Source organism: Rhodocytophaga aerolata (assembly GCF_030503435.1).
Taxonomy (GTDB): Bacteria; Bacteroidota; Bacteroidia; order Cytophagales; family 172606-1; genus Rhodocytophaga; species Rhodocytophaga aerolata.
In genome coordinates, this window is the sequence record NZ_JAUKPO010000005.1 from 188759 (window position 1) to 213438 (window position 24680).

The following is a 24680-nucleotide window of genomic DNA, read 5'->3' on the forward strand; positions in this document are numbered from 1 at the left end:
CAGACCTGTATATTGACTAAGGCAAAGCCGGTGTTCTGAAGAAAAGACCAATATAAGCCTTGTTTTGTCGGATGTCATATTTCTATAGATTCTTCCACAAGCGTATTGCCCAACAGGAACTATATTGCTTCCTGCTTTACCTCAACACTTCAATATATAGGTTTAGTATCTTATTTTTTACCATACCGGTTGTATAAAAACCGGCCTATTGTATGCTCAACACTAACGTAATGTATAATCTGCCGTCGTTTGCTTCCTATGTAGCGAGTATACACCTGGCAGACATTAGTACCAACTTTACAAAAGTACTAAAAGAAAAACAGCTTTATTTATCAGAAACAGATAAATTGCTACCCGAGGATATTTTTAATAAGAGGTGTCTGATTAATCTGCAAAAACTCCTGAAGGGGTTAGCAACTCCAAAACCTTCCAAAGCCCTGGAAGAATATTTTTACCTGTGGTACCCCCACCTGCCAGATAATTGCTGCAACTATTTACTTATTACCGATACAATTTTATCATTTTTTCATATCCATCAGCAACTGCTGCTGCAATATCTTCCATACTATACATCTGATGTTAGCCAGGCAGTAAACATAGCCGGTGACATCGGGAAACTATTCGCCAACGTTGAGCGGAAAGTTTTACACACGCACCTGCAACAGCAGCAAGATGTGCTGGTGAAGAGTCAGCACCTGCTTAGCGAAGCCCAGGAGATAGCACAGGTAGGGAGCTGGGAGTGGGATTTGGCAAGCGATCAAATCCTGTTTTCTGAGCAGATGCTTCATATTTTCGGGCTTAAACCGGATCAATCAATCCTGACTCCACAACTGTACTTGCAACTACTTCACCCTGGGGATGTACAAAAAGCCTTTGAGATTTTTCACGAATGTATCAACACCGGACAATCCTTTGCTTTCGAACACCGGATCATCGATGCTGAAAAACAAAGCCGGTGGGTTCTCTGCAAAGGGAAAATCATACGAAATACAAAAGGCCATGTAGAACGCCTGGTTGGGGCTTCAGTGGATATATCGGAACAAAAACAAGCCCAGAAACAATTGCTGGAAACAAACCAGGAATTAGCCCACACCGCACAGTTGCTACGGGATTTAAATAATAAACTTGAGCAGCGGGTTGCTGAGCGCTCAGCCGAATTACTTGTTGCAATTGAAAAAATCAGGCAGTTGCTTAAACGCGAGCAAATCGCCCATCTGGAAACAGACCTTCACCGCAAACAGGTGGAAAACCTTTTTATGCAAGCACCAGTTGCCCTCGGTATATTTAATGGGCCTCATCATATTATCGTACTAGCTAATCAGGCATTATGCAATATTTGGGGCCGCAGCCAGGATGAGGTAGTTGGTAAGCCCTTATTTGAAGCCCTACCTGAGTTAAAAGGGCAAGTTTATGAGAATTTGCTGGAAACCGTATTTACCTCTGGCGAACTGTATGTGGGGAATGAAGTGCCGGGTTCAATTACCAGGAACGGTAAACGGGTAGATGGTTTCCTGAACTTTGTGTACCAGCCGGTAAAAAATGCAGAGGGAGAAATTACTAGCATCATCACGGTAGCCAATGAAGTAACCGAGCAAGTAATTTACCGGAAAAAGACAGAAGAAAGTGAATCACGGGTTTTACGTATTCTGGACAGTATGCCTGAAATAGCCTGGACGGCCAACACAGACGGGAAAAACACGTTTCTGAACAAAAAATGGTTTGAATTTACCGGCTATTATTCAACCAAACTTTTTCATGAACTATCTCCCATTATTGTACATGAAGCAGACACTGACCGTGCAAAAAAACTATGGGAACACTCAGTAGCTACGGGCGAAGCTTTTCAGGCAGAATATCGCCTGAAGCGGCGAGACGGAGAATACCGCTGGGTATTGGTACGGGCACTGGCACTTAGAAATGAAGCCGGTGCTATTACCGAATGGGTAGGCACCGCTACGGATATACACGAACAGAAGCAGATACAGGATTTTCTATATACGGTGCTGGAAGCTATTCCACATCTGGCCTGGACCTCACTTCCCAACGAATCTTCGGTAAACTATTATAACAAGCGGTGGTATCAGTATACGGCTTTAACGCCGGAAGAAAGTATAGGGGGAGGCTGGAAAAACATAGTACATCCTGATGATTTTGCCCTTACCGTAGAGCGTATTACGGCGGGACGCAAAGCCGGCCAACCCTGGGAAGTAGAGAACCGATACCGGAGAGCAGCCGATGGTATGTACCGCTGGCACCTGAGCCGGGCTGTACCCATTAAAGATGCTAGCGGAAATATTTCGTTGTGGGTAGGTACAGCCACCGACATACACGATCAGAAAAATACACAATATGCCCTGGAGCATACCTTGGATGAACTCAATGAAAAGAATTTTGAACTGGATCAGTTTGTGTATAAAACTTCGCACGATCTGCGGGCTCCCCTTTCTACTATTTTGGGCTTAGTTACCATCCTAAAGCAGGAAAAAGAAGAGTGTGTAAAGAATCAATATATAGATTTGATTGAAAGCAGGGTAAACAAACTCGATAAGTTTATTAAATCCATGCTTGATTATTCCCGCAATACCCGCACTGGGGTTAGCTGTGAGCAAGTAGATTTAGAAGCTTTAGCCAAAGAATGTGTGCACGAACTGGAATACATGAAACATTTCAGCCGGGTACAGATCATCTTAGATATCAGGCAAAAACAGTTATATACAGATCTCTTCCGGCTAAAAATCATTTTTTCGAATCTGATCTCCAATGCTATTAAATATCAGGATTTTGCAAAGGAACAAAGCAGGCTTACGATAGAGATCAGCACTTCGGCACAATCCTGCATCATACGCTTTACTGATAATGGCATTGGCATTGAACAAGCCTATCAGGACAGAATATTTAATATGTTTTTCAGAGCCTCTGAAAATTCAGAAGGTTCCGGACTGGGATTGTATATTATAAAACAAGGGTTGGCAGCGTTGAATGGAACAATCTCATTCAGTAGCGAAATAGGTGTAGGGACTGAGTTTGTGATAACCTTACCATTGGTAAACCCAGTGTAAGCAAACAGGTAACTGTTGGCAGTAGCTATTGTCAATCAGGAAACGTGCGTAGCCAGGCGTTTAATATACACCTTGAACGTAGAGCCTGCACCTACCTGGCTCTCAACCTCAATTTTTCCGCCGGCATTGTCGAGTATTTTTTTCACAATATAAAGGCCTAAACCACTTCCCTCTACATGTGTATGTAAGCGTTGGAACATGCCAAATAGTTTGGAATTATTTTTTAGGCTTATTCCCAATCCATTATCCTGGAAGCTGAGCAAAGAATAATTTTCCTCCGGGGTGCAGCTGATTTTTATGGCAAGCTTTCTTTCCTGAGCTCTGTATTTTAGGGCATTACTCAGCAGGTTATAGAAAATACTTTTTACGTTTTTTCTGGAGAACATAATCTCTTCACATGCTTCCACATCAAGTACTATCTCTGCGTTTGCCTCTTCAATCTGCTCTTTCAGATTCAGATATACATCCTGATATACTTCCGTCAGATTCACCGGTTCTTTCTCATGAGTTATTTCCCGCTGAAGCTTCACAATATCTGAAAGATCATGAATAGTAGCTCTGAAACGGGTAACAGAGGAGTGAATCATTCTTATTAGCTCTGAAACGGCATGGTCTTTTACTCCTTTTTTTTCCAGATTTTTCTCCAGCACACGAATCAGCCCATCAATGTTAGCAATAGGAGCTTTTAAATCATGTGACGCTGTATAAATGAAATTATCCAGATCTGCATTTACTTGCCGCAGCGACTCATTAGCTGAGGCTAACTCCTCATTGTTGGCCAGAACCTCCTCATTTGCGGCAGATAATTCCTCGTTACTGGCGGCCAGTTGTTCGTTTAGCTTTTGCAACTCTTGCTGGGCTAGCCGTAAATCGTGTATATCGGTGGTAGTGCCTACCCAGAAAGTGATATCTCCCTTTTCATCTGTCAGGGGTAAAGCCCGGCTTAGCATCCAGCGGTACATACCATCCTGCCCTCTTCTGATGCGGTGCTCCACCTCAAAAGGAACTCCCTGCTGCAGGCTGGCAGACCATATACCTAACGTAGCTTGCAGATCGTCTGTATGCAGAAACGCCTTCAGGCTAAATCCGGCCCTATCTTGCGAATAGCTGTTAGTATAGGCATACCATTGCTGGTTTAAATAGGTATTTTCTCCTTTTCCATTAGCCGTCCAGGCGATTTGTGGCAGACTTTCCAGAATCAGTTCTACTTTCCGGGCACTTTCCTCTATGGCTTTTTTAGATAATATCTGATGGCTTACATCAGAGAGTAATACGGTTTTGTATGTCAGTGCATGGCCTCTTTTGAGCGAAGCCAGAGTAATTTCCACGTATTGCGAGGCATCATTGCTTTCTTTTTCAAGAACCAGCTTACTGGTGGCAGCCTCTGCATTGGTTACAAAGCTTTTTATTTGCTGTTTGTTTTTTTCCGGAAATAGTTCTTCCAGCCGTAAGCCTAACACTTCTCGTTCTGTTTTAGCGATCAACTGAGCAGCATAGGGGTTAAATGCCTGAATAGTGCCACTTTCATTGAGCAGAATAATGCCAACAGGCGCTTCTTCAAAAACTTTATCAATGTATTGTTGCTTTAAGCGGTCGAAACTTTGTGGCACTGGAAATGTGAGGGAACCAACCAAGGATTTCATTTTTTTATAACTCCGGCGTTGTTCTGTTCTGGCCATCTGATTCTCAAGTACCAAAGCCATTCCTTGCCTGCCTTCATTAGAAATACTATGAATGGTAGAGCCGCTAATGGGAGTAAACTGCAAGGCTTGTTTAATTTTCCGGTGGTTCACCGGATCGCTAATCAGCAGGATTGAAACAGCATTGTCTTTACTATAAATAACCTGCGCCAGTTGAATAGGGTTGCTGACCCTTTCTCCAATAATGACTATTCCGGCCTTATCTAGCAGAAAGCTGGGTGAAGATAACTCCTGCTCAGACACTTGCCTGATACTAGTTGCTCCTCCCCCAGGCTGAATATAGTGTAACGTTTCGTCCAGTAAACCGCTGTATAGTATTTCCATGCAAGCCGAACTAGCGTTAATCGTTTAACAGAGGTTGTTCCAGAACAGCTCTTCCAACCCAGGTATATAATAAATCAGTTGTAGGCGACATCACATGGGCAGCCCGGGCATCGCGTAGCAACACATCAAACCTGGAGTTTTCCCGGTAACCGATCCCTCCGGCAAGCGTCATGGCTTCATTTACTACGTCTACGGCACAGTGGGCCACTTCTGCTTTAGCGGAAAGAATGGCTAACAGTGCCGTTTCTTCGCCTTTATCCCCTTCGGCTGCTGCATGGTAGACAAGTTGCCGGGTACGTTCTAACTTTGCCCAAATCATCCCCAGGCGGTGCTGCAACAAAGGGATCTGATTTAAAGAAAGGCCATTATGCGAATAGCTTCGCTGCATCAGATGTTTTTTTGCTTCATCAAACGCAGCTTGTGCAATACCTAAATACGTACCAGCCATAGAGGTTAAGAAATAAGGAGCTACTACATGGAAGATATACCACAATTGGTCGCCCATCTCCCCCAGAAGATAAGAGGTAGAAACAGCTATATTATTTAGGGTAACACTCCGGGAAGAGTTCCCACGCATGCCAATACCTTCCCAGGCAGGGCCCCACTCTAAGCCCTGTGCGTTTTTTTCCAGCACCACACATGAAAACTGATGCATAGCTGCATCCGGATCTACACCGGCCGTTGTTACAACATACGAATCGGCATACCCTCCGCTAGTGACAAAGGTTTTCTTCCCTTTTACTAAAAAACGGTCTTCGGAAACAGGCAAAAGTTGAGTCTGCGGATAATAAAAGTGTGCCCCGGTTCCCGGTTCACTCAACGCTAAGGTAGTAATATGTTCACCAGCCGCAATAGGTTCCAGAAACTGTTTTTGCTGAGCTTTCGTAGGTTTGGCAGCAATAACCGCTGAGCCTACGCAGTGCATGCCAAAGCACAAAGCCGTAGAGGCCGATACCTGGCCAATAATCTCACAGGCTTTAGCTAATCCACTCAGCCCATGGCCTAATCCGCCAAACTGTGCAGGCACTACTAACCCCGCGAGCCCTTCCTGCTGCAGGTTTTGTATACTATGTTGTGGCCATTTTGCTTGTTTATCTACTTCAGCTGCTTCCCCACGGATGGTATCTTCGGTAACATGCTTAATCTTTATGAGGCTTTCTTCTAAACGCATAGGTTCTTTAACGGAACAACTTTAGTTTTGATAAGTAAAGTTTCACTCTTCGCTTGTATCTATCTCAAACAAATATAAACACCTTTTTTAATAGACTCTATGTAGTATACCAGGTAACTACAGCAATGCAATACATATCGTTATTCGCCTCTTCTTCACACAGGCAGGTAAGTGAATTTGTTGAAAAGATATTTTATGATTTGTTGAATCTTATCATCAATGAATATACTGTTAATAAAAGCATTGTTTTACCTTTTCATTTATACATATTTACTGCCTGCACGTTAAAGTAATGCCTGGAGCGTAGCGTAACAAGAGTCCCGGGTAGAATTATGTATGAATTCTGACAAACAACCTATCAGCCACGGTAATATTGAATTTACCAAACAAGAAATGGTGAATTGGTACGACCCGCGCCAGCTTTTCCACACCGCTATCAGGGTATTGCTCTCCTCTGTTTTTAGCACCTATGCAGATAAGCGGGAATCGTTTGCGAATACAGGTGAAGAAATGGCTTATACCCTGGGAAACAAAGAAGACGTATGGCTCGACTACATAGCAGACCTGGGAGATGGCTGGAATCCAACCTATACTACCGCTTACCTGCTTGCCCAGGAAAAACTGGTCATTGATCAGACCATTCTCCCAAGAGGCGACGCACTCGTCATGGGAGGCGATCAGGTATATCCTACTTCCAGCCGGGAAGAGTACCACAACCGTATGTGGGGGCCATATGAATGTGCATTTCTGCGCGACAGATGTACAGGTGCACATCCACAATTGTATGCCATTCCCGGCAACCACGACTGGTATGATGGATTAAATAACTTTTTGAAGTTTTTTTGCCAGCAACGCCGAATGGGGGGCTGGCAAACTAAACAACACCGGAGTTATTTTGCTTTGAAGCTTACCCCTACTTGCTGGCTTTGGGGAATAGACATTCAGCTAAACTCAGATATTGATAAACCTCAACTGAATTATTTTAAATCCATTGCCATCAAGCAGATGAAAGAGGGAGACCATGTTATTCTCTGTACAGCAGAACCTGCCTGGGTAAATTCCGATAAAAAAGCCTCCAAAGAACGATATGAAAAGTTAGCCTATTTCCGCAGATCAAACATTGATAAAATAGAGTATACCGAACTGGTTGAAGGACAGGAAACAGCAAAAACCAGAAACTTGCATCTGGTGCTGATTTTATCTGGCGATTTGCACCACTATGCCAGATATATTCATTTAGTTGAAGGCCAACCAGAAACCTACCACATTACCGCTGGCGGTGGGGGTACCTTTTTACATGCTACTCATAACTTACCCGATGCCATTACCTGGCACAATAAACACAGCCGTAAAAATGAGCAATTTGTATTGGCCAAAAGTTTTCCTGATAAAACAACGTCAAAGGCGTTAGTCTGGCTCAATCTCTTATTTCCACTGAAAAACTTGTATTTCAGTTTTTTTCTGGGTTTTGTGTATATGTTTTTAGGTTGGGTTCTGCAAAGCTCCAGTATTTTGTACGGAAACAATTTCATTATTAGCCAGAGTTTATTTAAAAACCTGGCTACAACCACAGATCTTTCGCGGATGGTAGTTCTGTTCCTGAATGTACTCTGGTTTAATCCGGCAGCTCTGCTGGTAATTGCCTTGCTGGTTGGTGGATTTACCCGCTTTGCCGACACCCATTCTGCTTATAACAAGGTGCCGGTAATTTTGCTGGGATTTTTTCATGGATTGCTTCACGTATTACTGGCCTTTGTCGTGATATGGCTATACAGCAACTTAAATGATTTTCTCCATACCGCCATTCTTCTGCCCAACTTACTGAATCTACTTCCGTTTTTGGGCGGTGTCGTGCTGATGTATGGCATTGGAGGAATCATGGGGGGATTTCTTACGGGTTTTTACCTGATTGTGGCAAACTTACTGCTGAAAGTACACGACAATGAAGCCTTCTCAGCATTTCATCATCAGGATTATAAAAATTTCCTGCGTATTCGTGTGTCTTCTGACACAATTACTATTTATCCTATTGGTGTTAAGCATGTACCCAAACAATGGAAAGAGGGAACAACTATAACCTCCCCATCTTTATTTGAACCGGCAAACACCGGAAAAGACCCATTGTATGAACTAATTGAAGAACCTATTACCATCAAACTTATTAAACAAGGTAAATCAACTATTACCCCGGTGGTTAAAACATAAGTATAGATGTAGTAAAATCAAAACACCTCACTGGTTCAAAAAGCCAATGAGGTGTTTGCAGGTAGTGAATTATATTCTGGTACTGGAGTATATTGTTAGAACCGAACACCAAAACTAAGGGCATTTAACTCAGGTCCGCGGCCATCGACAAATAAGGAATTGAGGTCGTATTTCACAAACAAATTAATATCTCCAATGCCTACCTGCCCTACTAAGCCATATCTTAGGTTATTGAGGTAGAAATTATCCCGTTCGTGCTCTTTGCGCTTCCCATTATCAAAGTACATAATTTTGGAATAACTATGTATCCGGTAGCCAACATAGCCACCCACGCCAATCCGGAACTTCGCATTGTCCCGGGGTCCAAAGTTGAGCATAGGCATTACCGGTAAACTTACATACCAAACAGTCAGCTTACTTTTTCTCAGATCCCGGGAAGCATCGGCAAATTCCACCGCTTCAGGGCCTCTTTGTATTTGTACATCCTGGTTGAACATGAAGTTATTGGCAGAAAACTCCAGTCCATATTTTAGGTACAGCGGGCTTTTGCGGCCTCCAATGCGAGTGCGGAACTCATTGCCCACTGCAATATAGCGTGACCCAAGTGGCCGTAGTCCGTATGCAGCATTGTTTTCGTCGGGAAAACGGTCTTTCTCCAGGTAGTTGTTCAGGCCCAGGTCAAATACAAATTCATTGTCTGTACGCCTGGAAGATTTATTACTGCGGCGTTCCCACTTATCTTTATTGCGTTCAGAATATTCCCTGGGTTTGCTGCGGGTACGGATAGTAACCGTTGTGGAATCATTTTCCGTAATAGTTACTTCATCGGTTTCTCCGCCTACTCTTACCCGGAAAGTTACCTCTGTTTCATTGTCTTTATCTTTTACCGTCACATGGCCATCTTTGATATCTACCTGGTTGCCATCTACCACAAAGCTGGTATCTTTCCTGCCTGCTCCAGTCTGTGTGGCTTCCGATACGGCTATTACCTGGCGAAGCAATGAATTAAAGTCATAATTTTTCAACTTGCTCAGTTCTTCTTTGTCTTCAGAATAAATGACAATCCGGGTATTCTTACCAAAAAGAATAACAATGGAGTCGTTTTCGGGAATGTGTACCGGATTGGATTTACTAAAACTTGCGCTGCTCATTCCCAGAACCAGGGCTATCAGTAGGTATATGCGTTTCATGTGAGTATAATTTATTTTCAAGGCTACATGGAATGGCTGGTGTTATGTATCAGGCCTGAATACGCTTCATTTCTGGCCATTTCATGTCTGTTAATCAATTGAATGGTTTATAAAAAATTATCTGCTGATACTTTCAATGTTTTGCGCATGAACAGTTGAAACTTCACGTATTTATGGGTTATTGTTTTTCGTTGGATTGATTGTTGGAGGCCTTATCTTTTACATAAGCAACAATGGTTTCAGGCCGTATACCTAGCTCATCAAAATCCCCTTTCTTTATTTTTTTCAAGGTGCTGAAGAATTTTCCGGCTCTGCTTTTTTTCTGAACTTCTCCGGTTTCTTCTGTCAGCATTTCCTCTTCATATTCTTCCGGTTCTTCTTCCAGATTTACTGTTACTACAAGGGTGGTACTTTCTTTTTCCACCAAAGAAGATGGCGTAACTAGGGATGGTTGTTTCTCCTTTTCTAGCTGGGCTACCGTGTTTTCTAAAGATGTAATAGCTGGGTTAAGGGTTTTCTTTGGTTCAGCTTCTTTTATTACCGGCTGAGTAAGTTTATTTTTCTCAGGTATATTTCTCTCCGCTGGACGGGTAGCTATCTTCTTGCGATCGCCTTCATTCTTCCCGACAGCTGCTTTTTCAGGGTTTTGTATTTTAGCTGCCTCTTCCTGCATTGCTATGTGCCCTTCTGTTTCCTTATTTTCTGGCAGCAGATTCGCTTGGTCTTTCGCAGCAGGCGTATCTGGTGTTGTAGCTCTTGTCTTCTGTTGCCCATCTTTCACTTGTTCAGTGGTAGCAAGTCCGGTAGGATTTCGTGTGCCGGCTGTTTGCTGGTGCAGTAGCCATACACTAACTACGAGCAAGGCAATAGCTGCTGCAGCCGCATACGGAAACCAGAATATGGCTTTATTTTTTTTTCTGGGCTTTTGAGATAGTCCTTTTTCCAGGGCTTGCCAGGCATTTTCCGAAGGAGAGCCTTCCAGGTTGCCTAGTTTCTGGGCGAAGAGATTATCTATTGGATGTTCTTTATTATTCTTGTATCTCATAGTCGTATATTTTTTCACAGCCTTTGTAATCTACCCATCCGGCTGCGGGTTAGTTAATCTCGTATATTATCTGGCAGCTACCCCAGCTTTTGGCAATTTATAGCCGGTCTTTTCGTCTGCCGTTTTTTTTTCTATTTCCTGCAAATACTGCTGCAACAAGGCCCTTGCCCGGCTTAATTGCGACTTGGAAGTATTTTCGCTGATCTGCAGCATTTCTGCAATTTCTTTGTGCGAATAGCCTTCTATGGCATATAAGTTAAACACGGTTTTGTATCCATGCGGTAATTGTTGCACTAGTTTCAACAGATCTTCTGCCTCCAGGCCGGTATAGGCTTCTGTATTGATTTCTTTGTGATATTCTGCCTTTTCAATTTCTACTTCCAGGTAGATGCTTTTGTTTTTACGGATATAGCCCAGGGCTTCGTTTACCATTACCCGTCTAAGCCATCCCTCAAAGCTGCCTTCGTGCTTATACTGCCCAATTTTATCGAACACCCGCATAAAGCCACTGATCAATATATCTTCTGCTTCAAATTGACTATTGACATAGCGCATACAGATCCCCATCATTTTTCTGGAATATTTGTTATAAATCTCCCGCTGAGCAATAGCATCTCCTTTCTGGCAAGCCCGGATCAGTTTTTCTTCAGTATCGGATTTATATATGTAAAAATTCCAGTTCATTGATTATCGTTTTCAAAAAGGTAGATGCAAGTCTGTGAACACACGTTGCACGAAGTTGAAAAAAATTTACAAGTTTTTGCAATTCTCTGCTTTCTTACTGAAACACAAAGAAGTATAAACCAAAAAACCTGTTAGATAAGATTAAATCTAACAGGTTTTTTGGTTTATCAGCCGTAGTAAAAAACGTTTATAAGATTTTTGCCTCTATTTGGTACGGTACTTTATCGTTAAAAATCAGTTTTTGAAACCCTTTTATCTGGTAAGCTGAAATCTGCGGTTGCCCACTCGCATTGGTAATGCATTGTAAGCTGATCATTTTTTCGGATTCAAACAGGTAATTTTCCTGGCTGATACGTGCTTCAAGGGTTTTTATCTGCTGATTTTTCTCATCAAACGTCACTTTCAGGTAATCAATATCCGGATTTTCTCCTTCCCGGGGCCTGAATATGCGGATATTTTTGTCCTGTTCTTCTATATCAAAGCTTGCTTGCAAAGCCGGTTTACTGATATCTGCCTGAATAAAGAGTTCCAGCTCCCGTTGCCAGTCTATATTCTGTAAGGTTTGCTGTTCCTGCTTTTCACCAATAAGCACCTTTTTCTCTACAGCTGGGTTGAGGGAATCTAGTAAGGCTGTTTGATTACTGATAAAACCAGCGACATTCACAAACTTTGAGGTACCTGAAGTATCCCGTACTGGCTCATCAATACAGCTAGACAAGAAGAAAAGGCTGATACACCCTATCAGCAAGCTCCCTGTTTTAGCAATGCACAAGTGGCTAGCCTTAAGTAGCTCAAACCAATTCTTCCGTACACGGTCATTTAAAAACATATATTCCTGATTATCTGGCATCTACTAACACATCGCCGGACATTTCTTTGGGTATGGATATGCCCATGAGCGTAAGGATGGTGGGTGCCAGGTCGCCTAATTTTCCGTCTCTGATGGTTCCTTTGTAGTCCTTATCTACCAGGATGCAAGGTACTAAATTAGTCGTATGTGCGGTGTTTGGCGTGCCATCTTCGTTAATCATCATATCAGAGTTGCCATGGTCGGCTATGATGATGGAGGTGTAGCCATTTTCCAGGGCTGTTTGCACAACAGCCGAAGCGCAGGTGTCTACTGTTTCGCAGGCTTTTACAGCTGCTTCAAAAACGCCAGTATGTCCCACCATATCCGGGTTGGCAAAATTCAGGCATACAAAATCTACCTCTTTCTTTTGCAGTTCCGGAATAATGGCATCTTTAATCTCATAGGCGCTCATCTCTGGCTTTAAATCGTAGGTAGCTACTTTGGGAGAAGGGCACAACAGGCGTTTCTCTCCTTCAAAGGCTTCTTCGCGGCCACCTGAGAAAAAGAAGGTTACATGCGGATATTTTTCTGTTTCGGCAATCCGGATCTGTTTTTTTCCTGCTTTGGCCAGTACTTCACCCAGCGTGTTAGTTAAATTATCTTTATCGAAAATGATATGCACGTTCTGGAAAGTATCATCGTAATTGGTCATGGTTACGTAATACAGGTTCAACTTGTGCATATCCTGTTCTGGAAAATCCTTCTGGGTAAGCACCTCAGTAATTTCCCGGCCGCGGTCGGTACGGAAGTTAAAACAAAGCACCACATCGCCTTCTGCAATGGTAGCCAACGGTTGATTATTCGTATCGGTACAGATGATGGGCTTAATGAACTCATCCGTTACGCCGGCTTCGTAGGCTTTTTTCAGCGCAGCAATTCCATCCTGGGTTAATTCTCCCTGGCCTTTTACCATAGCATCGTAGGCTAACTTTACCCGTTCCCAGCGTTTATCGCGGTCCATAGCATAGTAGCGGCCAGTAATAGACGCTAATTTACCACCAGTTTTAGTTAAATGGGCTTGCAGGTCTTGTAAGTAAGCTACACCTCCTTTGGGGTCTGTATCGCGGCCATCGGTAAAGGCATGTACAAAAACATCTTTCAATCCCTTATCGCTGGCAATAGAGCAGAGCGCCTTCAGGTGATTAATGTGCGAATGAACGCCTCCATCTGACACCAGGCCAATAAAATGCACTTTCTTACTGTTCTTTTTGGCATGGTCCAGCGCTTCTAGCAGCACTGGTTCTTTATCCAGGGTATGTTCCTCGGCAGCTTTATTAATTTTTACCAGATCCTGGTACACTATACGGCCGGCGCCTATATTCATATGCCCTACTTCCGAATTTCCCATTTGTCCTTCTGGCAAGCCTACCGCTAGTGCCGAAGCTTGTAACTTGCTATGTGGATACTTGCCATACAAGCTATCTATAAATGGGGTGTTTGCCTGATCGACAGCAGACACTTTTGGGTTGGTGGCAATTCCCCATCCATCCAAAATCATTAAAATAACTTTCCTGTTCATGTATATAAAAATTAGGTATAAAAGCTAACTATTCTTGTAAATCCTGTATATTCGAAGCTTTACGGTGGCTGACAGGCAAACAGCCATCTATTTATTACGTAAAGCTCCGCAAATATAGTATAGGAAAACACCGGATAACAGCTATGTTCGTAAGATTATTTTGGCTGTTGGTCTAAAACCAGGGTATTAAATTATTACAATTTCTTACTCACCGGGAGGTTTGGTTGAGTTAATGCCCGGGCAAAATTTATACTTAAAATTTTCTTTGGCATAGTTTTAGTAAATAATCTACCTGATTTTGATTTTTATTTATGATCAGACAACAAATGAAATATTTTTTACTTAGCCTGTTTTTTATCGGATTCATTTTCAGTTCATTTTCAGTAAAAGCCCAGAATGATGTGATGGGAGGAGCTAAAACTGCTTTGAAAGCCGGTAATTCCAGAGAACTGGCTAAATACTTTAACAGCAATATTGAGCTGATTATTGAAGCAGAAAATGTAGACTACGATAAAGTTAGCAAAACACAGGCAGAACTCATACTTAAAAATTTCTTCCAGAAATACCCAGCCAAAGATTTTAATTTTGGTCATCAGGGATCTTCGGAAGGTGGCCTGCAATACAGCACTGGTACGTATGTATCCGGAAACGGCTCATTTCTCGTGTATATTGTCCTTAAACAATTTGATGGCAGATATATGATAGACCGGATAGACTTCCGGAACCAGTAACTAAAGTTTCTAAAAAAAGGTATGAAGGCTATGCACTATTGCATAGCCTTTTTACTTTTGTGCCGTGAAACCAGATTACCTGACTCCGGAAGCAATCCGGCAATTTATTACCCTGGCGCTACAGGAAGATGTAGGCGATGGGGATCACTCATCGCTGGCGGCTGTACCGGCCAATGCCAGCAACCGTGCCCGGCTACTTATTAAAGATACTGGCGTACTAGCCGGTATGGAACTGGCACAAGCCATATTTGCACAAGTAGACGCCAGTTTGCAAGTGCAGGTATTGCTACGTGATGGCAGCCCGGTGAAACCCGGTGATATTGGCCTTACGGTATCCGGCAATGCCCAGTCTATTCTGAAAGCAGAACGGCTGGTGCTTAATTGTATGCAACGCATGAGCGGAATTGCTACGTATACTAACCGCCTGGTAAAACTCATAGAAGGCACCGGGGCCAGCCTGCTGGATACGCGTAAAACCACTCCCCTGTTCCGTATGATAGAGAAATGGGCTGTGGTCATAGGCGGTGGCCTTAATCACCGCTATGGCTTGTTTGATATGATTATTCTCAAAGACAACCATGTAGATTATGCCGGAGGAATCAGGCAGGCGATTGAAGCAACCAACCGGTATTTAACCTCTACTAACAAAGACCTGAAAATTGTAATTGAAACCCGCAACTTGCAGGAGGTGGAGGAAGTACTGGCTACAGGGAATGTATTCCGCATTATGCTGGATAATATGTCACCTGCTTTAATGAAACAAGCCGTTCAGCTGATTAATGGCCGCTATCCAACTGAAGCCTCCGGAGGTATTACCCTGGAAACGATCCGGGAGGTAGCTGAAAGTGGGGTAGATTTTATCTCAGTAGGTGCGCTAACGCATTCTATCAAAAGCCTGGATATTAGTTTGAAAGCCTATTAATGTGCTTATCAGCTAATGGGTTGCTGTGTTGATGGACATACGCCTCTTTATCCTTTTTGGTAATCTTTATAATCTTTAGTTTTCTAATATTTATTAAGACTAGAGACTTATTCCTACATTTGCGGTCGCATTCGAAAAATACTTGTTTTAACCAATGATTGTCAAGACACGCAAATATCAGCTGGACAACAGCACGTATATTAAATTAGCCATGAAGCACCTGCTTCGCACCCAATGGTACTGGATTTTTGTGCCAATCGGTATTATTATTATTAATGTTATTTTAAATCTGACTGTTTATCCGAATATCTGGATTTATTTTTTAGCGCCGGTTGTGGTCATTGGCTACCTGTTGTTCTGGTTGATTCAGTTTACCGGCGTTACCCAGGTAGAACAGAATAAAGTACTGTTTCAGAAATTATTATATGAAATAGATGGCCGGCAGATACTCATTAAACTCAATCAGCGGGAAGGGATGCAAATGAAGTGGGACATGATAAAAAAAGCCTATAAAGAGAAAGACCATTTTCTGCTGGTAGTTTCCAGAGCCCAGTTTATCCATCTGCCTTTCTCAATATTTAACTCCGAAAATGATGTAAAATTCACTGAATCCCTGCTGAAGCGTAAAAATCTGATTCCTTAGGTAGTGAAAGCTGAAAATACTATGAAAGACAAGTGAATAGACTTGTCTTTTTTTATTATGTCAGGTGTGATGTGTTTTACCAAGTACTAAGCCAATGCTACACATAGTAATTCCATTTTGGTATGGCCTTATGTTGAGGAAGGGCTAGTTGGCAGCCGAAGCTGGCGTTACTTGCCGATCTTCGTATTTTTATTTGATGTTTTCTAACAGTTTTTCCCCCTCTGTTTTACTTCTTTGCTTTTCCATCAACCGGTAGGCCTCCTGCAAATTCTGTGGCACAACACCAATCCCATTGCACCCACAAGTGAAAAAGCTAAAGGTATTGTTCGCTAAGCATTCAATTGCCAGCCAATGAATGTTTTACCTTTTTACTCTGCTTTCAAAACTTTGACAGGGTCAATTTGCCCCGCCCGAATGGTTTGGGATAGGACAGTCAATAGCCCGACTAGGGCAACCAAACCAAAGCCTATGCTTATATTGATAAGACCCAAATCAAGATGACTACCCATTTCACTTCTTAACAAATCGCCGCAAAACAAACCCGCTGGAATACCGATAAGTCCGGCAATTAGGAGAAGCATGCCAAAATTTCTGGTAACTGTCCACACCAATATTATTTTGTTTGCTCCTAATACTTTTCGTATACCCAGTTCTTTCGTGCGTGTTTCTACGGAGTAACTGGCTATGCCTAAAATGCCCAAACCAGCGATTATCATGACAATCAGGGCAACTCCTCCAAAAATTTCCATTTCTCCACTGATTTCTCCTGAGTAACGATACTCTTTTAAGTTATAAAGATTTGCTGTTTTCTCAGGAAAATGGTCTTCCCATACCGATTGAATGGCCTTGGTCGCTTCCATTTCTGTATTTGGCTTTATTTTTATGGTCAAGGTGGTTATTTCATTGGGCAAATACCGATAGATTAAAGGGAGTTGTTGGCCAATAATCTCATTGGGTATGATACCAATGACTTGTACAGAGGCAGAGTCCAATAATAGATTTTGCCCCACTAGGCTCTCCGATTTAGATTCCAACAATTTTGCGGCAGCTTCATTCACCAACACATATTGCTCCGTACTCTGGGGCATAGTTGAAGGAAAGTTTTGCCCAGCTAGTAAGCTGATACCTTCTGTTTCAATTGTTTTTGGGTCAATGCTTACGTACTTTATTTCCAGAATTTTATCGTTTACTGTTACAGAATCTTTGCCCATTTTAATCGGTTCATAATACCAGTTAGTCGCCAATGTCGTTTCGACCTGATTTAACTGATTTATTTCGTTTTGCAGGTTTTCATATTTTTCACCTTTTAAATCCAGTGTCAGCACATTGGATGGAACGGTTGAGCGAATAATCGCATTGTTTTTTCTATCATAATCGGCTACTATGACAACCAATATCATAAATAGGATGGTCACTGAAAATTGTACAACAATCAACGCTTTGTAAATAGCCACACCCCGGAACAGCTTTATATGCTGAATTTTACGCAAAACCTGTATGGGCTGAAACGCTGACAATAGCCATGAGGGAAATGCCCCTGCGACTAAGCCTGTGACAACTGCGTAGGTTATCAAGCCTACTATTAAGGTTATATCCCAGGAGAATGTCACATCATCCATATCGGGTATATAGTGGGCTAAAATTTGAACACATGGCACGGTAAACAACAAAGCAACTAGGGCAATTATGGTCGATTCTAGTAAAAATTGACCAATAATTTGTTCTCTTCTTGCCCCTATCGTTTTGCGGATACCTACTTCCTGCGCACGGGAGAAAGCACGCGCCAATGCCAGACTGATATAATTGAAAGCAGCTAAAAGAGTTAAAGATAGAATTATGAATAGCTGCGTTTTTACGTCTTCCCAACTAACGCCCGCATTGGGGTTATTTTTAATAGCAATTTTTCCAGGGGTAATCTCTTCTATGGGTTGTGCCAAAAATTGAAGATGGCTCTTATCCAATTTCCGGTTATAGTTCTGGAGCGTTGCATTAAGTTGCTCTAAATTACCTTCTGATTTTAAACGGGCATAAATTGCCCAACGTTTAAAGTCTCCCCAATCTTGTGAAATACTACTGATTGCTCCTTTTTTTTCAAGCATTTGGGCAGAATTAATAGATAACATGGCCTCAATGGGCAGATGTGTTTCTAAAGGCGGGTCCTGAATAATTCCTTCAACGGTATACGAACCTAAGTTTTCAAATTGAACCGTATGTCCTAAGACATTGGTGCTGCCAAATATCTTTGCTGCTGTTTTCTCTGTTAAAAAAAGGGTGGTGGGATTATTGATAAGGCTTTGTGCATTACCTGACAGCAATTTAAAGCCAAACACATCGAAAAAAGAAGGCTCTGAAAATTTTATGTCAATAGGTACATCCCCTTTGTCGGTTTGCAGGTTATGTTTTCCTGCCAAACGTACTTTTACCGTTTTTTCAACAAAAGAGACGCTTTCCAGTTGAGTCGCCAACGGCAATGGAGTTGTTGCCCATTTGGTTTGTTCCCCCTCCTTTGTTTCCTGCGTGAGTATCCGCACGAGTTGATTTAATTCCGGATGAAAATGGTCTGTATCAAAAGTGGCTTTTAGGCCTGTAAAAAGAATAACACCCACCGCCATACTCAGTGACAAGCTCAGTATATTGACTAATGAAAAAAGTTTGTTTTTCCAGAGTATCCGGATAGCGATTTTCAGATTGTTCTTTATCATGACTTAACGTGTGGATTTTTAATAAAAAATAGGCCAACTACTGAAGGGGTGATCCCTCTCAATTCTATTGGCAACGTTAGCGCCAAAATACAACTAATTAATTGTCAATTTATTATGCAACTGTTTATTAAAACCTGTTCGATTTTGCTACACTTGTTGTGTCAATCTGATACAGTCTAGTACAAAATAGTTAATACCCAAATTAGACTGCGGTATTTAATTTATCTCAGTGAGTGTTTGCCGTGGAGAAGCTTATGGCTAAGATTGTCAAACGTTTCTTTATTGTATGGGAACATTTGTCGGGTTACATGGAAGGGCATTATTACTAATGGCGTAACATGAGCAGCCGTCAAACCGCGGCCTCATGCGCGAGCCTTAAGTGTTGGCGGCCCGGTTGCCAGCTGAACAGTGTATATGCTCTTTTTTTAATTTCTTATTCACTTTGTTACCTCTTACCAATCATTTAAATGTATTTGTAGAAAGTTGTCAGATGTCATCAATGTATCCAACTTTATCTTACCATTGATATACATTTTGAATCTGTTGGCTTGTAAATCTACATCCACAAATTCAACTTGGTAAGCATACATACTAATGCTAGCAATCTTCTTATCGGGTAACCATTCTTTTTTCTTATATACTTTTATTTTTTCTATCGTTTCTACGTTAGGAAATCCACGGGTTTGTCGGGTGAAATAATATTCTGAATTGATGTTGGTTGTCGATACGGGTGAATTATCAGTGAATATTATGGAGATTATAACCCCTAGCAAACAAATCAATAATACAGCAATTATAAATCCTGATACAATTTGCCAAATTACTCAAATTGTAATCCAATCAATATTCATTTTTCAATAGAATATAATGGAGCATGACTAACTGACGCCGAGCCTTACTGCTCTAGGTCTGCGTGTGGGCAGGCCGGTGGAAAGCTTAGTTGATGTAAGCATGCGTTTCCTAATCATATCCGTTATAAATCACTTCTCCAAATGTCTTTGATTTCCAATAAACAATCTGTTGTAGTTCATTCTGGGATAATTCCTCTAAATCTTTTTTATCAAATTGAGCAGTAAGAACTTGTGGCGTTAAATATATGAAGCCTGCCTCTTCAAAAGCTTGGCTTATTTCTTTAGGCAATGAAACAAACTCTAAATTCATCCAACTGCTCTCTGGATTAATTCCTGCAAAATAAGGATAATGACTATTAACAACTACATCAATCTTTTCATTTGACCTGCAATGCTTATAAGACATCCTGTAGTAATTTGATGTTTGATCAGGATTCAATATCTTTTCTAATCTATAATCTGTTGAGTAAGTACAGTTATAGGCACAATCTTTCAAGCTTTTTCTATCAAGCTTTGGTATTGTATCATGGGCATGATTATAAAATCCGGTTATCCCTTTCTTCAATTTCATCTTCTTTAACGCATGCTAATGGATCAAAACTTCCCGTCGGCGTGCCCTTGTGTTGAGGTTATGCATTGGCATGGGCCGCTGATCGGGTGAAGTTGGCGTTAGTAGTTGTTTTTGATTATCTTTTTTCTCTCTTTCCTACTCATCTGGGATAATTGCTCGTTATAGTAGGCTTCCAAATCTGCATAAAACTGTTTCTTCCAATCTTTGCCATTAATATCAATCAAGTGGCATTCCATCTGCTGATTAAAATATTCCATAGCTTCCCATACCTTTCCTCCACAGCAATCACCTCCCATACTGATATATCGTAATCTGTATTTTGAAGCAAAGCCATTAAAAATCTCTGTTACTTTTCCACTATTGTAATAATCAGTTAATAGGATCAATGTATCTGTTTGAATATATTTTACAGCAATGTCTCTCACTCTTTGGTAAACTACTCTTGTCTCCTGCTCATTTGTAATATTGGATTGTAAGAGAAAAAAACAAGTGAGTACAGAAGTTAAGGGGAAATATCGTTTTTCTACTGTATCTAATATAGGGTTAGAAGGTAAGTCATTAAATTCCTTAGATATAATTTGAAGATGAACGCCTCTATGGACATCTTCACAAACAGACTGAGCCTGTAGTAAATAGCTTATCAGGGTCAATGAAGCTGTCAATAAAGTCTTTTTCATCATTTTCAATAACTACTAACATTTGCGTATAGGCTACTATAGCAGATATATTCCCAATATACGAAATACCCGCTAGTGATAATGGCATTCGTAAGGTTTCCCGGCTTCTTCAATCTGGCTCAGCAAATCCATTCCGTGCAGCTCAAACACCAGAAACGGATTTTTATCTATTTCATTAGCAAACAGGTAAATAACAGCAGCAATATGTTTGTAGGGCACGGCATAATCCGGGCACGAACAGGTGGCCTCCATATCCCGCCAGCTTCCGGGAAATACATATATCCGCTGTCTGGCCAATGCATCTTTCAGTTCAGAAGGCAATTCCCGGGACAGCAGTTTGGCCAGAAAAGCAGGGTTGCCTATAATGGTTTCCAGGATTGTTTTCTTCTCAGCGGCGGAAAAGGGCATTACCGTAATTTTTACTTTGTAGGGGGTTCGCTGGGAGCCCTGCACCTTTCCGGTAATAGTGGGTTTTTCAAACAACATGCTTTTTACCGAACCATTCCGGGCATAGGTTCTGCCGCGGGGAAGGCGGTTACTGAAATCAATATGCGTAAAAGCATTAAGCCACTGTTTTCCCCACCAGGTGTTTCCAAACTGGACAGTTATACTACTGACTTTTAGTGATAAATTACTTTCTACCCATACCCCAAATTGATTAAATACCTCCTTAATTCAAAGTTTCCATAGAAATTCCGTTAATCATATGCCGCCTGACAACCATTTTCTCTGTAGCTTAACTAATTCCGTTTTTAGTTGTTATCTAGAGTGAATAAATAAGGTGTATCTTATAAACATTCAACGCACCAACACTTATGTATGATGTATTAATAGCCGGGGGAGGCCTGGCCGGCCTGGTAAATGCCATTCAGTTGGCCAGGGCAGGCTTGCAGGTGGTACTAGTCGAGAAAAAACAGTATCCTTTTCATAAGGTATGTGGAGAATATATATCCAATGAAGTTTTGCCTTTTCTGCATTCAATGGGGATTTATCCGCAAAACCTGGATGCTTCTACGATTACACACTTGCAGGTAAGCTCCCCTTCCGGCAAGCGGGCACTGCTTGCTGAACTAGATCTGGGAGGGTTTGGTCTTAGCCGCTACGTACTGGATGAATTCATGTACAGAAAAGCAAAAGAGAAAGGGGCTACTTTTTTACTTGGCAAAAGTGTAGAACAAGTAAGCTTTAGGGATGATTACTTTGAGGTGGAATTAGCGGATGGGCAGGTATTGAAAAGCAAACTGGTCATTGGTGCTTTCGGCAAACGTTCGCGGCTGGATAAGCAACTGAACAGGCCTTTTATTAATGAACGGTCGCCCTACATTGGCATTAAATATCATATTCAAACCACCTTTCCTCCACACCTGATTGCCCTACATAATTTTAAAGATGGGTATTGCGGGGTGTGTGCTATAGAGAATAATACGTATAATTTGTGCTACCTGACTACCAGGGCCAACCTGAAGCAGTATGGTACTATTGAAAACATGGAAAGTCAGACCTTGTATAAGAATCCGTATATGCAGCAAATAAAACAAAATGCCGTGTTCCTATACGATAAACCGGAAGTGATTAATGAAATTTCCTTTGCCCCGAAACAAGCCGTAGAAAACCATATTTTAATGTCTGGCGATGCCGCTGGGCTGATTACTCCTTTGTGTGGCAATGGCATGGCTATGGCTATCCACTCTGCTAAAATTCTTTCTGAACAAATAATCCTGTATTTTACTGGGCATCAAAACCGGAATCAGCTGGAATATGCCTATGCCAGGCAATGGCAGCAGGTATTTGCCAGAAGGTTATGGGCCGGCCGGCAGATACAGCACTTGTTTGGCAGCGAATGGCTTTCCAGTATGGCTGTTATGCTGCTGCAATCATTTACGCCGGCAACCAGATTTCTGATGAAACAAACACATGGGAAGGTGTTTTAATGCTGGCTTACCATAGGTGAAGTACACAGCAGCGATGGGTAGTGGAATGATGAACCATAGAACAAAAAAAAGTAAGTTCGGCGAAGCCAACGATGAACTTCCCTAATAGCAGCACTTACACGAGCAGGTATAGGTATTTTTTCATAGGAACCCGGCTTCTCATTATAAGCAAAATGCACGTCACTAGCTGTGACGTGCAGTATACTGGGAAACAATCCGTTGGTTTACTTCCTGAAGAATATAGCTTACGAGCTACACGATAGCATTGAACAACCTGCTTTTTGACTTGCCCAGGATGGCTTTTTAGCAAAAAACTCATCAAACTTCGCTGAATAGGGTTCTTTCATGGCTGCCTGAAGCTTTAAAAACAAGGCATCATCTCCATTTTCCAGCGCTTGAATGGCCTGATGAAGCAGGTAGTTACGCAAAACAAACCGGGGATTATTTTCCTGCATGCGTTGCAGAGAAGCTTCCCGGCTACACGTATTAGTGTTGATTCTGGCTACATACGATTGAACTACCTGGTACAGGGTATCTGCTTCCTCGGGTTTAAGCTGTTTATAATAACTTTCTTTAAAATGCTCCACTGCTACCTCTTTACTTTCTATGGTAAGCGGAAGTTGCATTAGCAGCTGGTAAAAAATAGTCATATCTGGTTTGATGGCAGAAAGCATTTCTATCAGTTGGTTGATCAGGTCCAGATCTTCAGCTCTTAGCTTGTCAAGGCCTAGCTTATTCCCCATCATCACATAATAGGTATGCCAATATAACTCTTCGTACTTTTCCAGTTCAGCTATTAGTTGCTTGGTATCGCCTACTAACGGAGCTAAGGCACTCGCCAGGCAACCCAGGTTCCAGTAAGCAACATAGGTTTGTTTGCCGAAAGCATATCTTCTCCCTGGCAGATCGGTAGTATTCGGTGTAAAGGTTGGATCATACTCATCCAGAAAAGAATAGGGACCATAATCAATGGTCAAGCCCAGGATAGACATGTTATCTGTATTCATTACGCCATGCACAAAACCCACCCGCAACCACTCTACTACCATATGTACCGTACGTTCCAGTACTTCGCTAAACCATTCAATAAGCTTATTCTCTCCTTGAATATGCGGATAAAACCTGTTGATCGTCCAGTCAGTCAGCTTACGCAGGTTATCTAGTTCTTCTCTGGCAGCAAGTATCTCAAAATTGCCGAAACGCAAAAAACTGGGCGCTACCCGCATTACAATAGCACCAGGCTCATACGCCGCATTTCCGTTGTAGAACATATCCCGTAGCACCTGGTCGCCGGTAGAGACCAGGCTTAAGGCTCTGGTGGTAGGTACCCGCAGGTAATGCATGGCTTCACTCATCAGGTATTCCCGCAGCGAAGAACGTAACACAGCCCGGCCATCGGCCCGGCGGGAATAAGGGGTTTGTCCGGCTCCTTTTAATTGCAATTCCCAGGTTTTTCCGTTTGTTGCTTCCCATTCGCCCAGAGTAATTGCCCGGCCATCGCCCAGCTGCCCGGCCCACTGCCCGAACTGATGTCCGGCATAACAGGCTGCATAAGGATACATAGAAGGGGTAACAAGGTTGCCTGCCAGGATGTGTACCTCTTCCGGATTTTCCGGTTTTTGGATGCCCAGTTCCCTGGCCAGATCATCAGACCAGGCAAGCTGTTTCGGATCGGCTACCGGCGTAGGAATAGCTTTGCTATATAATACTCCTGGGGTCTGCCGTGGACGTACGTTTCCGCTTTCATCGCCTGGAAACGTGTGTACAAACTCTTTCTTGTATTCTTTTAAACTTAGTTTTTGCATCTCTCTTTATCTGCACATATAGATAGCTGTGCTATAGCTGATAATACAATTACCATAGGTAAGGTTCCTTTTGATAGAACTTGAATGGTATTGAGTTATG

Annotated in this window: 18 protein-coding genes; 6 read left to right on the plus strand and 12 right to left on the minus strand. The window is 42.1% G+C overall.

The genetic code is table 11. The annotated features are described in order from the left end of the window. The first annotated feature begins 212 nt into the window (after window positions 1-212). The gene (locus tag Q0590_RS11350; protein ID WP_302037656.1) at window positions 213-3059 is read left to right on the plus strand and encodes a PAS domain-containing sensor histidine kinase; all 2847 of its coding nucleotides are present in this window, start codon (window positions 213-215) and stop codon (window positions 3057-3059) included. 35 nt (window positions 3060-3094) lie between these two features. Here Q0590_RS11350 and Q0590_RS11355 read toward each other — a convergent pair whose 3' ends face one another. Next, the gene (locus Q0590_RS11355) at window positions 3095-5083 is read right to left on the minus strand and encodes a sensor histidine kinase (RefSeq protein WP_302037657.1); all 1989 of its coding nucleotides are present in this window, start codon (window positions 5081-5083) and stop codon (window positions 3095-3097) included. A 16-nt stretch (window positions 5084-5099) separates the two neighbouring features. After that, complete coding sequence (locus Q0590_RS11360; protein ID WP_302037658.1) at window positions 5100-6254, minus strand: acyl-CoA dehydrogenase family protein; 1155 nt, start codon at window positions 6252-6254, stop codon at window positions 5100-5102. A gap of 336 nt (window positions 6255-6590) precedes the next feature. Here Q0590_RS11360 and Q0590_RS11365 point away from each other — a divergent pair, with 336 nt between their 5' ends. After that, complete coding sequence (locus Q0590_RS11365; RefSeq protein ID WP_302037659.1) at window positions 6591-8459, plus strand: metallophosphoesterase; 1869 nt, start codon at window positions 6591-6593, stop codon at window positions 8457-8459. Window positions 8460-8554: 95 nt separating this feature from the next. Here Q0590_RS11365 and Q0590_RS11370 read toward each other — a convergent pair whose 3' ends face one another. From Q0590_RS11370 to gpmI, 5 genes are all read right to left on the minus strand, one after another. After that, window positions 8555-9649, minus strand: coding sequence for an outer membrane beta-barrel protein (locus Q0590_RS11370; RefSeq protein ID WP_302037660.1), 1095 nt, complete (start codon window positions 9647-9649; stop codon window positions 8555-8557). Between the two features lie 178 nt (window positions 9650-9827). Then, a complete protein-coding gene (locus Q0590_RS11375) occupies window positions 9828-10694 on the minus strand; it encodes a hypothetical protein (protein ID WP_302037661.1) in 867 nt (288 codons plus the stop codon). 66 nt (window positions 10695-10760) lie between these two features. Further along, a complete protein-coding gene (locus Q0590_RS11380) occupies window positions 10761-11378 on the minus strand; it encodes an RNA polymerase sigma factor (RefSeq protein WP_302037662.1) in 618 nt (205 codons plus the stop codon). A 187-nt stretch (window positions 11379-11565) separates the two neighbouring features. Continuing rightward, window positions 11566-12096 (minus strand): hypothetical protein, encoded by a 531-nt coding sequence (locus Q0590_RS11385; protein ID WP_302037663.1) that lies wholly within the window; start codon window positions 12094-12096, stop codon window positions 11566-11568. Window positions 12097-12217: 121 nt separating this feature from the next. Further along, window positions 12218-13747 carry a 2,3-bisphosphoglycerate-independent phosphoglycerate mutase gene (gpmI, locus tag Q0590_RS11390; RefSeq protein WP_302037664.1) on the minus strand — a complete coding sequence of 510 codons (1530 nt, stop codon included), beginning with the start codon at window positions 13745-13747 and terminating at the stop codon, window positions 12218-12220. Between the two features lie 326 nt (window positions 13748-14073). Between gpmI and Q0590_RS11395 the strand changes: the two genes are divergently transcribed. From Q0590_RS11395 to Q0590_RS11405, 3 genes are all read left to right on the plus strand, one after another. Continuing rightward, window positions 14074-14478 carry a DUF4783 domain-containing protein gene (locus Q0590_RS11395; protein WP_302037665.1) on the plus strand — a complete coding sequence of 135 codons (405 nt, stop codon included), beginning with the start codon at window positions 14074-14076 and terminating at the stop codon, window positions 14476-14478. Between the two features lie 64 nt (window positions 14479-14542). Beyond that, window positions 14543-15400 (plus strand): carboxylating nicotinate-nucleotide diphosphorylase, encoded by an 858-nt coding sequence (gene nadC, locus Q0590_RS11400; RefSeq protein ID WP_302037666.1) that lies wholly within the window; start codon window positions 14543-14545, stop codon window positions 15398-15400. Between the two features lie 154 nt (window positions 15401-15554). After that, the gene (locus Q0590_RS11405) at window positions 15555-16043 is read left to right on the plus strand and encodes a YcxB family protein (protein ID WP_302037667.1); all 489 of its coding nucleotides are present in this window, start codon (window positions 15555-15557) and stop codon (window positions 16041-16043) included. 368 nt (window positions 16044-16411) lie between these two features. Here the strand turns inward: Q0590_RS11405 and Q0590_RS11410 are convergent, their stop codons facing one another. The 4 genes from Q0590_RS11410 to Q0590_RS11425 form a co-directional block, all read right to left on the minus strand. Beyond that, window positions 16412-18745 carry an ABC transporter permease gene (locus tag Q0590_RS11410; RefSeq protein WP_302037668.1) on the minus strand — a complete coding sequence of 778 codons (2334 nt, stop codon included), beginning with the start codon at window positions 18743-18745 and terminating at the stop codon, window positions 16412-16414. A gap of 960 nt (window positions 18746-19705) precedes the next feature. Next, window positions 19706-20167, minus strand: coding sequence for a hypothetical protein (locus Q0590_RS11415; RefSeq protein ID WP_302037669.1), 462 nt, complete (start codon window positions 20165-20167; stop codon window positions 19706-19708). A gap of 98 nt (window positions 20168-20265) precedes the next feature. Continuing rightward, a complete protein-coding gene (locus Q0590_RS11420) occupies window positions 20266-20847 on the minus strand; it encodes a hypothetical protein (protein WP_302037670.1) in 582 nt (193 codons plus the stop codon). 69 nt (window positions 20848-20916) lie between these two features. Next, window positions 20917-21330 (minus strand): SWIM zinc finger family protein, encoded by a 414-nt coding sequence (locus Q0590_RS11425; RefSeq protein ID WP_302037671.1) that lies wholly within the window; start codon window positions 21328-21330, stop codon window positions 20917-20919. A gap of 329 nt (window positions 21331-21659) precedes the next feature. Between Q0590_RS11425 and Q0590_RS11430 the strand changes: the two genes are divergently transcribed. Then, on the plus strand, window positions 21660-22775 hold the full coding sequence (locus tag Q0590_RS11430) for an NAD(P)/FAD-dependent oxidoreductase (RefSeq protein ID WP_302037672.1): 1116 nt from the start codon (window positions 21660-21662) through the stop codon (window positions 22773-22775). A gap of 245 nt (window positions 22776-23020) precedes the next feature. On the opposite strand, the gene Q0590_RS11435 is transcribed toward Q0590_RS11430, so the two are convergent. Continuing rightward, entirely contained in the window at window positions 23021-24580 is a 1560-nt protein-coding gene (locus Q0590_RS11435) for a protein adenylyltransferase SelO (protein WP_302037673.1), read from the minus strand. Window positions 24581-24680 lie beyond the last annotated feature (100 nt).